The sequence below is a fragment of the Streptomyces formicae genome, from assembly GCF_002556545.1.
GTDB classification, from domain to species: domain Bacteria; phylum Actinomycetota; class Actinomycetes; order Streptomycetales; family Streptomycetaceae; genus Streptomyces; species Streptomyces formicae_A.
In genome coordinates this window covers 4,027,775-4,040,008 of sequence record NZ_CP022685.1, presented here as the reverse complement: position 1 = coordinate 4,040,008, position 12,234 = coordinate 4,027,775, and the positions used below count along the sequence as shown (strand labels likewise).

Annotated in this window: 11 protein-coding genes; 6 read left to right on the top strand and 5 right to left on the bottom strand. The window is 71.8% G+C overall.

The window, feature by feature from the left end:
- Positions 1–54: 54 nt before the first annotated feature.
- Positions 55–1,215, top strand: coding sequence for a M20 family metallopeptidase (locus KY5_RS17295; protein WP_098243099.1), 1,161 nt, complete (start codon positions 55–57; stop codon positions 1,213–1,215).
- On the opposite strand, the gene KY5_RS17290 is transcribed toward KY5_RS17295, so the two are convergent.
- Positions 1,205–2,200: an ABC transporter substrate-binding protein gene (locus KY5_RS17290; protein ID WP_098243098.1), complete on the bottom strand. Its 996-nt coding sequence runs from the start codon at positions 2,198–2,200 to the stop codon at positions 1,205–1,207. The two genes, KY5_RS17295 and KY5_RS17290, sit on opposite strands and share 11 nt — an antisense overlap.
- Positions 2,201–2,350: 150 nt before the next feature.
- Here KY5_RS17290 and KY5_RS17285 point away from each other — a divergent pair, with 150 nt between their 5' ends.
- Entirely contained in the window at positions 2,351–3,145 is a 795-nt protein-coding gene (locus KY5_RS17285) for an ABC transporter ATP-binding protein (protein WP_098243097.1), read from the top strand.
- A 438-nt stretch (positions 3,146–3,583) separates the two neighbouring features.
- Positions 3,584–4,819 carry a transcription termination factor Rho gene (gene rho, locus KY5_RS17280; protein WP_418952789.1) on the top strand — a complete coding sequence of 412 codons (1,236 nt, stop codon included), beginning with the start codon at positions 3,584–3,586 and terminating at the stop codon, positions 4,817–4,819.
- On the opposite strand, the gene KY5_RS17275 is transcribed toward rho, so the two are convergent.
- Complete coding sequence (locus tag KY5_RS17275; protein WP_098243095.1) at positions 4,806–6,089, bottom strand: M6 family metalloprotease domain-containing protein; 1,284 nt, start codon at positions 6,087–6,089, stop codon at positions 4,806–4,808. The two genes, rho and KY5_RS17275, sit on opposite strands and share 14 nt — an antisense overlap.
- Before the next feature lie 262 nt (positions 6,090–6,351).
- Here KY5_RS17275 and KY5_RS17270 point away from each other — a divergent pair, with 262 nt between their 5' ends.
- Both KY5_RS17270 and KY5_RS17265 read left to right on the top strand, forming a co-directional pair.
- Positions 6,352–7,008 carry a TetR/AcrR family transcriptional regulator gene (locus KY5_RS17270; RefSeq protein WP_098243094.1) on the top strand — a complete coding sequence of 219 codons (657 nt, stop codon included), beginning with the start codon at positions 6,352–6,354 and terminating at the stop codon, positions 7,006–7,008.
- A 72-nt stretch (positions 7,009–7,080) separates the two neighbouring features.
- A complete protein-coding gene (locus KY5_RS17265) occupies positions 7,081–8,619 on the top strand; it encodes an MFS transporter (RefSeq protein WP_098243093.1) in 1,539 nt (512 codons plus the stop codon).
- Positions 8,620–8,674: 55 nt separating this feature from the next.
- On the opposite strand, the gene KY5_RS17260 is transcribed toward KY5_RS17265, so the two are convergent.
- Positions 8,675–9,190 (bottom strand): MarR family winged helix-turn-helix transcriptional regulator, encoded by a 516-nt coding sequence (locus KY5_RS17260; RefSeq protein ID WP_098247311.1) that lies wholly within the window; start codon positions 9,188–9,190, stop codon positions 8,675–8,677.
- Positions 9,191–9,331: 141 nt separating this feature from the next.
- Here KY5_RS17260 and KY5_RS17255 point away from each other — a divergent pair, with 141 nt between their 5' ends.
- Positions 9,332–10,108 (top strand): dioxygenase, encoded by a 777-nt coding sequence (locus KY5_RS17255; RefSeq protein WP_199843116.1) that lies wholly within the window; start codon positions 9,332–9,334, stop codon positions 10,106–10,108.
- 406 nt (positions 10,109–10,514) lie between these two features.
- On the opposite strand, the gene KY5_RS17250 is transcribed toward KY5_RS17255, so the two are convergent.
- A complete protein-coding gene (locus tag KY5_RS17250) occupies positions 10,515–11,546 on the bottom strand; it encodes a questin oxidase family protein (protein WP_098243092.1) in 1,032 nt (343 codons plus the stop codon).
- A gap of 70 nt (positions 11,547–11,616) precedes the next feature.
- Positions 11,617–12,207 carry a GNAT family N-acetyltransferase gene (locus KY5_RS17245; RefSeq protein ID WP_098243091.1) on the bottom strand — a complete coding sequence of 197 codons (591 nt, stop codon included), beginning with the start codon at positions 12,205–12,207 and terminating at the stop codon, positions 11,617–11,619.
- Positions 12,208–12,234 lie beyond the last annotated feature (27 nt).

Below are 12,234 nucleotides of genomic sequence, written 5' to 3'. Positions count from 1 at the left end.
TGAACCTGAACCTACCAGTACTAACTTAGGTTAGCCTAAGCTATCTTGCTGGTCATGGAGAAGACGACCGCCCCCACCGAGCTCAAGTCCGCCCTGCGCAAGGCGGTGGAGAGCCACCGCGAGACCCTGCTCGCGCTCAGCTCCCGCATCCACGGCCACCCGGAGACGGCCTTCGAGGAGCACCGCGCCGCGGCCTGGTGCGCCGAACTCCTGGGCGAGCACGGCTTCGAGGTGACCGCGCCCGCCTTCGGCCTGGACACCGCGTTCCGCGCGAGCGTCGGCTCGGGTCCGGTCACCGTCGCCCTGGCCTGCGAGTACGACGCGCTGCCCGGCCTCGGCCACGCCTGCGGCCACAATCTGATCGCCGCCGCGGGCGTCGGCGCGGCGCTCGCCCTCGCTCCGTACGCCGATGAACTCGGGCTCACCGTACGGGTCGTCGGCACCCCGGCCGAGGAACGCGGCGCGGGCAAGGCGCTGCTCATCGACGCGGGCGCCTTCGACGGCGTGGACGCGGCGATGATGGTGCACCCCTGCCCGTTCGAGATGGCCGACTTCCGCTCCTTCGCGCTCGGCACGCTCTCGGTGACGTACGCGGGCAAGTCCGCGCACCCCAGCCTCAACCCGCACGAGGGCCGCAACGCCGCCGACGCCCTGACGATCGCCCAGGTCGCGCTCGGCCTGCTGCGCCAGCAACTCCCGGCCCAGTGGCGGGTGCACGGCGTCACCACGTCGGCCGGTACGGCGCCGAACGCGATACCCGACCGCGCCACCGCCGAGTACGAGATCCGGGCGCTGGCCGCCGAGGACCTGCGCGAGCTGCGCGAACGCGTGGAGAACTGCTTCCGCGCCGGAGCCCTCGCGACCGGCTGCGAGGTCACCCTGGAGCGGCCCGAACCGGACTACCTCGACTTCCGCGGCGACCCCGCGCTGATCGCCCTGTGGACGGCGAACGCGCGGGCGCTCGGGCGTGCCGAGCCGGTCGAGCGTGAGCCCTTCGCCTGCACGGACATGGGCAACGTCTCGCACCTGGTGCCGTCCATCCACCCCGTCCTGGACATCAGCGGCGGCGCCTGCGGCCCGCACGAGCGGGAGTTCGCCGAGGCCGCCGTGTCCCCGGCCGCCGAACAGGCGCTGCTCGACGGCGCGTTGGGGATGGCGTGGACGGCGGCCGACTTCGCGGCCGCCACCGCCCACGCCCGGGGCGCTACTTCTTGAGGGCCTTGACGTAGTCGTTCATGACCTCGTCGGCGGCCAGCGGGCCGCCGCGGGTCGACCAGACCGAGCCGTCCACGGTCACGACGTGGTTCTTCTTCACCGCGCCGAGGTCCTTGTAGGCGGGCTTCTTCTGGACGTCCTTGAGGGCCTTCTCGCCGTCCGAGGTCAGGGTGGAGAGGAACAGCCAGTCGCCGTCGATCTCGTTGATCTTCTCCAGGCTGAGCGAAGGGGTGTGCGCGTTGCCGTCCTTGTTCTGGTTCCCCGGCCGCTTCAGGCCCATCTCCAGGGCGACACCGCTGGCGAACTGCTTGTTCTCCATCCAGCTCGGGCCGTCCGGGTTCCAGCGGACGATGGAGACCTCGGCGCCCTTGTTCTTGCCGAGCTCCGCGCCCGCCTTCTTGGCGGCGGCCTCGTGGTCGGCGATGACCTTGTTGGCCTTCGGGAGGTCGTTCACGGCGTTGCCGATGCCCCGCAGGGTCAGCTTCCAGTCGTCGGTGGGCGCCATCGTGACGACGGTCGCGGGCGTGATCTCGCGCAGCTGCTTGAGCACCTGCTCGTCCTGCATGTCACCGGCGAGGATCAGGTCGGGCTTGGCGGCGACGACCTTGTCCATCACGGGCTGGAGCAGGTTGCCGACGACGTCGATGTCCTTCACCTTGTCGGCGAGGTAGGCCGGGGGCTTGTCCAGGCCCTGGCCGTTGGTGATGCCGACCGGCTTCACGCCGAGAGCGAGGGCGGCGTCGAGGTCCTCCTGCGTCAGCGTCACCACGCGCTTGGGGTGCGCGGGCACCTTCACGGCCTTGCCGGTGGCGTCCTTGATGGTCCGGGTGTCGGCGGAGCCGGAACCGGCCTTGCCCGACGAGTCGTTGTCGGAGCCGTCGTCCGAGCCGCAGCCGGTCAGGAGCAGCGCCGCCGCGCCGAGCGCGGCGACCGACAAGGTCGCGCGTCGGGAGGCGATGGAGAAGGGGCGGCGGGGGACGGTCATCAACAGCTCCGGGGTCAAGGGGACATGATGAGATGGTCGTCAGCGACCATGCTTTTTCGCTAAGGTTAGCCTTACCTTAGGCCAATCCCGCAAGAGTCCCTGGCCAACGTCGCAAGGGCCGAGCCCCTCGAACCCGGAAAGGCACGTCCCGTGGAACTCCGCGTCGAGCAGCTCACCGCCGGATACGGCGGCGGTCACACCGCCGTCGACGGCGTCGACCTCACCGTCGAATCCGGCCAGGTCGTCGCCATCGTCGGCCCCAACGGCTGCGGCAAGTCGACCCTCCTTCGCTGCATGGCGCGGCTCCACCAGCCCACGTCGGGGCGGGTGTTCGCGGGTGACGCGGACATCTGGCGGCTCAAGCAGCGCGAGACGGCGCACCGCGTCGCCCTGCTCCCGCAGTCGCCGCAGGCCCCCGAGGCGGTCACCGTCGCCGGGCTCGTACGGTACGGGCGCCATCCCCACCAGGGGCTCTTCCGCCAGTGGTCCGCCGAGGACGAGGCGGCGGTGACGCGTGCGCTCGCCGCCACCGGGACCGCGGAGCTCGCCGAGCGGCGCATCGACCAGCTGTCCGGTGGGCAGCGGCAGCGGTGCTGGCTCGCCATGGCGCTGGCGCAGGAGACCCCTGTCGTCCTCCTCGACGAGCCGACCAGCGCGTTGGACATCGGGCACGCGGTGGAGGTGCTCGATCTCGTACGAGAGGTCGCCGCGGAGGGACGGACGATCGTGATGGTCGTCCATGACCTGGCCGCGGCGGCGCGGTACGCGGATGTGGTGGTGGCCATGCTGGCGGGGCGGATCGTTGCCACGGGGGCGCCGCGTGAGGTGGTCGATGAAGCCCTTGTGCGCGAGCTCTACGGGATCGACGCGGAGATTCTGCGGTCGGCGTCGGACGGGGCGCCCGTGGTGGTCCCCGCGGTTCGGCCGCGGGCCGTCGTGAGCTGACCCTGTCCCGCCGCTTCGCGGCGGATACCTTTCCCACCCACCCACCCGTACCTCCGCACCGCCCCGTGACGTAGGAGCGTTCGCCCGCAGCCCGCAGCCCGCAGCCCGCAGCCCGCAGCCCGCAGCCCGCAGCCCGCAGCCCGCAGCCCGCAGCCCGCAGCCCGCAGCCCGCAGCCCGCGGTCGAGCGGGCTGCGGTGCCGCGTGGGGCCAGGGTCTTTTGGCCCCTGCCCCGCGTCGGAGGCGTGTGTTACCTTGCAAGCAGTGCGGTTGTACGTCCCGTCGGGACGCCCGTGCTGTGTTTCGCTTCCGGGCCCTTTCCGTGGCCGGGAGCCGCAATTCTTCCTTCCTCCCGGATTCCCGGGGGACTGTCAGGCCCCTCGGGCCTTCTCTCCGCGCTCTCGAAGCGCGCGTTCCGCCCGTCGTACGGGGCGTGGTTCATGCCGCCCCGCCGGGCCCCCTCATTCGCATGTCCGCGAAAGGACCCACATATGACTGCCACAGCAACAGAAACAGCGACACAACCCCTGCCCAAGCGCACCGCGACTCCCGTGTCCTGCAACGGAGTTCTCGACATCGCCCGCGACGGACGCGGGTTCCTGCGGGGGCCGGGCTGTCTGCCCGCCTCCACCGACGTTCAGGTGCCCGCACCGCTCGTCCGTCAACTCGGCCTGCGCACCGGCGACATGATCGACGGTGAGCACGGATCCAGGGCCCGCACCCTCACCGGGGTGCACCGGGTCAACGGGCGCGTGCCCGAAGCGCTGCGCGGGCGGCGGCGGTTCGGTGAGCTCACCCCGCTGCACCCCCGCGAGCGGCTCCGTCTGGAGACCGCGGGCGGGCCCGTCGCCGGGCGGCTCGTCGACCTCGTCGCCCCCGTCGGCAAGGGGCAGCGCGGCCTGATCGTCGCGCCGCCGAAGACCGGCAAGACCGTCCTCCTGCAACAGATCGCCGCCGCCGTCGCCGAGAACCACCCCGAGGCCCACCTCATGGTGGTCCTGCTCGACGAACGCCCCGAGGAGGTCACCGACATGCGGCGCTCGGTCAGCGGCGAGGTGCTCGCCTCGACCTTCGACCGGCCCGCCAAGCAGCACATCGCCCTCGCCGAACTCGCCGTGGAGCGCGCCAAGCGCATGGTCGAGGACGGCCGTGACGTCGTCATGCTCTTCGACTCGCTGACGCGGCTGTGCCGCGCGTACAACAACGCGGCGTCCAGCGGCGGGCGCACGCTCAGCGGCGGCGTCGACGCGGCCGCCATCCAGGGGCCCAAGAAGCTCTTCGGCGCGGCCAGGCTCGCCGAGGAGGGCGGCTCCCTGACCATGCTCGCGACCGTGCTCGTGGAGACCGGATCGCGTGCCGACGACTACTACTTCGAGGAGCTGAAGAGCACCGGCAACATGGAGCTCAGGCTCGACGCGGGCATCGCGGCCCGGCGCGTCTTCCCGGCCGTCGACGTGACGCCTTCGGGCACCCGGCGCGAGGAACTCCTCGTACCCGCCGATGAGTTGGCCGCCATGTGGGGGCTGCGGCGCGCGCTGCGCGGCAGGGACGGGCAGAGCAGCCTGGAGGCGCTGCTCGAACAGGTCAAGAAGACGCCCAGCAACGCCGCCTTCCTGCGGCAGGTGCGCCAGACCGTGCCGGGCGCCGTCGCCGGGTCCGGCGCTACGGCCGGGTGACGTGCACCCGGTAGTTCCCCTCGTCCGTGACGCCCGCGACCGTCACCCGTACCCCCGTCTTGCGGTCGGTGAAGGTCTCGCCGGGCCCGTAGGGGGCGTCGGAGAGCTCCGCGTGGACGTTGGGGCGGCGCGTGCAGCCGCCGCTGTCGCGCGTGGAGTCGACGACCGTGACCGGGCCGCGGCCCGTGTCGACGTCCGCGTCCACGCGGTAGATCAGGACGCCCGGCTTGCAGACCGCCTCGTCGTTGCCGCCGGGGGTGCGGACCTCGATCGCGTACCCCGTCTTCGCGCTCAGCGGGACGAAGGCGAGCTTGGTGCCGCCGGGGGCCGCGAGCGGCGAAAGGACGTGCTCGGTGGTGCCGGGGTTGGCCGCGCAACTGACCTGGTCGTCGTCGAGCCAGCCCAGCTTCCACTTGTGCCAGGCGAGCAGGTCGTTGTTGGCGCCCCAGTCCTCGCTCATGATGTCCCAGTGGCCCGCCGCCCCGCCGCCGTCCTGCGTGTAGAGATCGGGCAGGCCGAAGACGTGGCCGTTCTCGTGCGGCAGCACCCGGTAGCCGGTCTCGCGGTAGCTGCCGGAGCCGTCGTCCTGGCGGCTGTAGACGAAGGACGCGTTGGAGACGGGCACCCCGTCGGCGATCGGCGCCTCGTGGTTGCCCGCGAAGGTCACCGAGAGGACCGTGTCGAGCGCGGAGGGGCCCGCGTTCGGTGTGATCAGGATGTTCACCAGGTCGTACGAGCGGAAGTCCACGTCCGGGTCGGCGGCCGCCACGATGTCCTCGACGAGTTCCCGGTAGCCCGGGTCGAAGGGGGCGCCGCGCTCTATGCCGTACTCGGCGAAGGTCTTGGGCATCCGGAGCCAGTGCGGGACCGGCGATTCGGGCCGGTAGTCGAGGCGCCCGTACGAACTGGTGCGGAACCAGTCCGAGGTCTGCGGGAAGAACTCCGCGAGGCGGTCCATCGCGCTGCCCTGACCGGGCGCGTCCGAGAAGTCGACCATGAGGTTCAGGGCCCGGACGGTGCCGGTGGAGCGCGCGTAGCCGGGTGCGGTCGGGACGCCCTCCGACATCTGCACGCCGAGCGTCCCGCCGATCATGCAGGGGCCGAGTGCGGTACTGCGGGCCAGCGAGACGGGGCCCGCCGCGCTCGGCGATTCCTCCATCAGGCGGCCGGTGCTCGCCGACGTGGTGACCGCGAGGGCGAGCGCCGTGAGCGAGGCGAGGGCGACACCGCGGCGGGCGGGGCGTATCCGCCGCCAGGTCGGCTGCTGCATGCGTGGGCCTTCCCTCCGCGGCAGCCGCCGGTCCTGGCTGCACCCTGTCCGATCACCCTGTGCCGGGGGGTGCGCGGGCGCTCGCTGGGTGCGACCGATCGTGGGTTTCTCGGAGAAACGGATGTGACTCAGGTCACAGGAATTCGAGGCCGGGGCGGGAAATATCCGGGGACTCTCTCCCCGTTTAGATCTGTGTTCGCGCGAAACGGGGACTTGCTCCCCGCATCGCCGCAATCCCTGATCGACAACCGGAGGAGGAGCCGTGGACACCGCCACCGCACCGCAGCGCCGAGTGCCCCGACCGCGGGCCGACGCCCTGCGCAACCGGGAGCGGATCGTCGCCGCCGCACGCGAGATGTTCGTGGAGCACGGACCCGACGTGCCCCTCGACGAGGTCGCGCGCCGGGCGGGCGTCGGCAATGCCACGGTCTACCGCCACTTCGCCGACCGCCCCGAACTGGTGCGCCAGGTCGTCCTCTCGGTGACGGACCGCGTCGCGGACCACGCCGAGGAGAGCATCGCCACCGCGGACGCGGACCCGGGCAAGGCGTTCGACGCGCTGCGCACCTTCGTGCACGCGGCGGCCGACGAGCGGATCGGCGCCCTGTGCCCGCTCCTCTCGGAAGGCTTCGACCCGTACCACCCCGAACTGCTCGACGGCCGCGAGCGCCTCGAAGGCGCCATCGCCGGGCTCATGGAGCGCGCCCGCGCGGCCGGACAGCTGCGCACCGACATCGCCGTCGGTGACCTGATGGTCGCGCTCTCCCAGCTCGCGCGGCCGCTGCCGGGCACGGCCTGCCCCGGCGCCGACAGCTTCATCCACCGTCATCTTCAGCTGTTCCTCGACGGTCTGATGGCTCCCGCCCGTTCGGAACTCCCGGGCGAGGCGACGACCCTGGAGGCCCTGCGGCAGCACTGACCTCGGACTTCGTCCTGACGCGCAACCCGTAGCTCTCTTTTCACCACTCCGTACCGCTAGGTGGGCACATCCATGTCTGAAACAGCTCTCAAGCCGGGCTCAGGGCCCGGTACGGGATCCGACTCCAACCGCTGGAAAGCGCTGATCTTCATCGCGCTCGCCCAGCTGATGGTCGTCCTCGACGCCACCATCGTGAACATCGCGCTGCCCTCGGCGCAGCAGGACCTCGGCATATCCGACGGCAACCGCCAGTGGGTCATCACGGCCTACGCGCTCGCCTTCGGCGGTCTGCTGCTCTTCGGCGGCCGCATCGCCGACCTGTGGGGCCGCAAGCGCACCTTCGTGACCGGCCTCATCGGCTTCGCCGCGGCCTCCGCGCTCGGCGGCGCCGCGACCGGCGAAGCCATGATGCTGGGCGCCCGCGCCCTCCAGGGCGTGTTCGGCGCGCTGCTCGCGCCCGCCGCCCTCTCGCTGCTCGCGGTGATGTTCACCGACGCCAAGGAGCGCGCCAAGGCGTTCGGCATCTACGGCGCGATCGCCGGTGGTGGCGGTGCCGTGGGCCTGATCCTCGGCGGCTTCCTCACCGAGTACCTGAACTGGCGCTGGACCTTCTTCGTGAACATCCCGTTCGCGGTGGTCGCCGCCCTCGGCGCGTACTTCGTCATCCGTGAGCCGGCCGGCGGCCGCAACCGCTCGCCGCTCGACATCCCCGGCGTGGTCCTGTCCACCCTGGGTCTGGTCGCGCTCGTCTACGGCTTCACCCGCGCCGAGTCCGCGGGCTGGTCGGACTCCGTGACGATCACGATGTTCGTCGCGTCCGCCGTGCTGCTCGCCGCGTTCGTCCTCACCGAGGCCAAGGTCAAGTCGCCGCTGCTCCCGCTGCGCGTCCTGACCGAGCGCAACCGCGGTGGCGTCTACATGTCGCTCGGCCTCGCGGTCATCGCGATGTTCGGCCTGTTCCTGTTCCTCACGTACTACCTGCAGATCGTGAAGGGCTACTCGCCGGTCAAGACCGGCTTCGCGTTCCTGCCGATGATCGTCGGCATGATCACGGGCTCCACGCAGATCGGCGCCCGCCTGATGACCCGCGTCCCGCCGCGCCTGCTGATGGCCCCGGGCTTCCTGCTCGCCGCCCTCGGCATGCTGCTCCTGACGCAGCTGGAGATCGGCTCCTCGTACGCCGGTCTGATCATGCCCGCGCAGCTGATGCTGGGCCTCGGCATGGGTACGGCGTTCATGCCCGCCATGTCCCTGGCCACGCACGGCGTCGAGGCCCGTGACGCGGGCGTCGCCTCCGCGATGGTCAACACCTCGCAGCAGGTCGGCGGCGCCATCGGCACCGCCCTCCTGAACACCATCGCCGCCTCCGCGACCACCGCGTACCTCACGGACCACGCGGCGCTGGGCGCCACCAACCCCAAGCTCCTCCAGGCGCAGGCCATGGTCGAGGGCTACACCAGCGCCATCTGGTGGGCGGTCGGCATCCTGGCGGTCTCCGCGCTGATCGCGGCGACGTTCATCAACACCGGCGCCCAAGGCGGCACTTCGGCCTCCGCCGGTTCCGAGGACGGCGTGGAGGACGAGCTGAAGGTGCCGGTGATGGCCCACTGACCGGGCCCGCGCGCGACAGGCGCAAGCCCGTTCGTCATCCCGCTCGCAAGCCCGCCTAACGGAGCCAGGGGAGGTCCGCCCCGGCCTCCTGAGGCTGAAGTCCCTCGGCGACGATCGTCATGATCTCGCCGAGGGACTTCTGCTGTTCCGGGGTGAGCCGGTCGAACAGCGCCTGCCGGACGGCGCTGACGTGTCCCGGCGCGGTCCTGCGCAGGACGTCGAAGCCCTCGTCCGTGAGGATCGCGAGCTGCCCGCGCTTGTCGGAGGGGCAGTCCTCGCGGCGCACCCACCCGCTCTTCTCCAGGCGGGCGATCGCGTGGGAGAGCCGGGACCTGGTGATCTTCATCTTCTTGGCCAATTCGGTCATCCGGAGCCGTCGCCTGGGGGCGTCGGACAACTGGACCAATAGGCCGTAGTACACGTGCGGCATGCCCGCGTCGCGCTGTAGCTGGCGATCGAGGTGGTCGTCGAGGAGAGTGGTCGCCTGTAGGTAGACCCGCCAAACGCGCTGCTCGTCGCCGTCCAGCCAGCGCGGCTCTTCGGCCGGGGGCGGAGTGGGTGCCATATCCATGTACTCCACTGTACGAGGCCCTTCCTTGAATCTTGAACAAACCATGCGTACGCTGGGACCGTAGAGCTTGAGAGTTCAAGTATCCAGTGCTTCGTAGGCGTATTTCCTACGAGATCTTGGTCGCCCCCCCGGAGGTGCGTGATGACGACGACCCGCATGCCCGCCCTGTACCTCAGCCACGGCGCCCCGCCGCTCGCCGACGACCCGCTCTGGCCCGGCGAGCTCGCCGCCTGGTCCGCGGAGCTGCCGCGCCCCCGGGCGATCCTCATGGTCTCCGCGCACTGGGAAGAGGCCCCGCTGGCCCTCGGCGCCACCGAGACGCTGCCGCTGGTGTACGACTTCTGGGGCTTCCCCGAGCACTACTACGAGGTGACGTACGCGGCGCCGGGCGCACCGGAACTGGCCGCCTCCGTACGCGCGTTGCTGCGCGCCCCCGGCACGCCCGTGCAGGACGTGCCGGACCGCGGCCTCGACCACGGCGCGTACGTCCCGCTCGTGGAGATGTACCCGGACGCCGACATCCCCGTCCTCCAGATCTCCCTGCCGACCCTCGACCCGCGCCGCCTCATGGACATCGGCCGCAAGCTGGCGCCGCTGCGCGACGAGGGCGTGCTGATCGTCGGCAGCGGCTTCTTCACGCACAACCTGGCCGCGCTGCGCCAGGGCGGCATCCCCGCGTGGTCGTCGGAGTTCGACGCGTGGGGCCACGAGGCCCTGGAGTCGGGCAACGTGGACGCACTCCTCGACTTCACCCACAAATCCCCGGCAGGCCACCTGGCCCACCCCCGCACGGAACACTTCGCCCCCCTCTTCGTCACCCTGGGCACAGCAGACGCAACGGGCGACCTGACCACCCAACGAAGCGTGATCGACGGCTTCTGGATGGGCTTGGCAAAGAGGTCGGTGCAGCTCGGCTGAGGGGCTCCGCCCCGTAAGGGGCGCGAGGAACTGCGCGCTCAGCCACATGCGGGGCGCGCGAGGGGGCGGGTTTTTAGGGGCGCGGGGAACTCGCGCTCAGCCGTACGCGGGGCGCGCGAGGGGGCGGGTTTTTGGGGGCGCGGGGAACTGCGCGACCAGCCCCCTGCGGCCCGCAGCCAAAGAGCCTCCACCCCTACAGCACGCGCAGCGCAGCCGCACGGCAAGGCGGCCGGGGGCGCCCGAAAGGGGCGCGAGGAACTGCGCGCTCAGCCACATGCGGGGCGCGCGGGGGGCGGGGTTTTGGGGCGCGGGGAACTCGCGCTCGGCCGCACACGGGGCGCGCGAGGGGGCGGGTTTTTAGGGGCGCGGGGAACTGCGCGACCCGCCCCCTGCGGCCCGCAGACACTCACTCAAGCGGCACGCTCAGTGCAACCGCACGCAACGCAGCCGCCAAGCCCCCCTCACCCCCGACGTCCAACGCCGTATCCGCCAACTTGATGACATGCTCGTCCCCATGCGCGAGCGCCCGCTCGAAGACCTCCTCCGCACCGAGGCCACCGGGCGCCACGTACGCGACAGGAGCATCCGGCGCGTACATCGCGGTGACCGCCGCAGACGCGGTCCAAGCCGCCCGCAGGCTGGGCACCCACAGCGCCCGGGGCAACGCGGGCAGCGCACGCAGCACGGCGTTGGGCGCCGTAGCCGCGTGCACCAGCATCGTGGGCTCCCCGTGCCCGTGCGTCGCATACCGATGCGTCGCCGCCCGCACCAGCTCGGTCAGCGCGCGCCGCGCCTCCTCCGGCTCCTCCACCGACGCCGCCCACACCGGCAGCGCCTCGACCCGGCCGAGCCGGGCGGGAAAGCCGCCCTCCGTCCGGTCGGCGATCGGCGGCACCGCGTCCAGCGCGTCCGCCGCCGCGACGGCACCCGGCACGAGGGCGACACCGGAGACGGTGCTGTGCCGCGCCGCCCAGTAGCCGAGGCCGTGCGCGAGCTCGGTGAGCCGCGGCTCGGTCACCCCGCCCGCTTCGAGGGTGCGGACGGCGTGCCCCACCCGGATCACCGGATGCGTCGAGCCGCCGTACATCCCCGGCAGCAGCCGGGGCCACCACTCGGCGAGCACCTCGCGCCAGGGCCGCGCCTCGTCGGAGGCATCGGCGATACGGCGTACGAAGTAGTCGATCCAGTCGGCGGCCCTGCGCGGGTCACCGAGCGCGGCGCGCCAGTCCGCGTCGGTGACCGGCTCGACGCGGGCCGGAAACTCCTCCAGCTTCGGGGCGTAGAGATCGAGCCACCGGTGGACCGCCCCGGACCGCCCGCGCGCGGCGAGCGCCTCGACGGCCATCGGCGCGTGGTTGGTGAGCCGCCCGAGCCGCTCGGGACCGGCGGAGTGCAGCCGCTGGAGGGCTTCGTCGAGGGTGCCTGTGGTGTCACGCATGGGGGGACGCTAAGTCCGCGGGGGCCCGGCGCGTATCGGGCCGGGGGACCAGGCCGCGGGCGCCCGGGACCTAGGCCCGGGGTCCTGGACCGGGGTCGAGGTCGGCCTCGGCGTCGGGGTGGGGGCCGGGGCCGAGGGGCAGTTCGTACCAGGCGACGTCCCAGTACCGGCCGAACTTCCTGCCCACTTCCCCGTACGTCCCCACGTGCCGGAAGCCGAAGCGCTCGTGCAGCCGCACCGACGCCTCGTTCGGCTGCGCCACGCCCGCGTACGCGCGATGCAGGTCCTCGTCGGCGAGGGCCTCGAAGAGGGCCTTGTAGAGCAGCGTCCCAATGCCACGGCCCGCCGCGTCGGGCGCGCAGTAGACACTCACTTCCACCGAGGTGGAGTAGGCGGGCTTGGGCCGGAAAGGGCTACTGGTGGCGTACCCCAGCAGCCGGCCGGGACGGGCGGCCGAATCCCGCTCCCGGGCAACCATCAAGCGGTGGGGGCCGTCTTTGAGGTGGGAGAGCAGCCAAGGGCGGCGCTCTTCCGGCAGGAAGGCGACGGTGTCAAAGGTGACGGCCGTCTCACGTACGTAGTGGTTGTAGATGTCCGTGAGGGCCTTGAGATCGGCCTCGACTCCCGGCCTGACCTGCACCTCTTCCGGTACCGACGGCATCCTGCCTCCCCTTGTGGCGGCACAGGG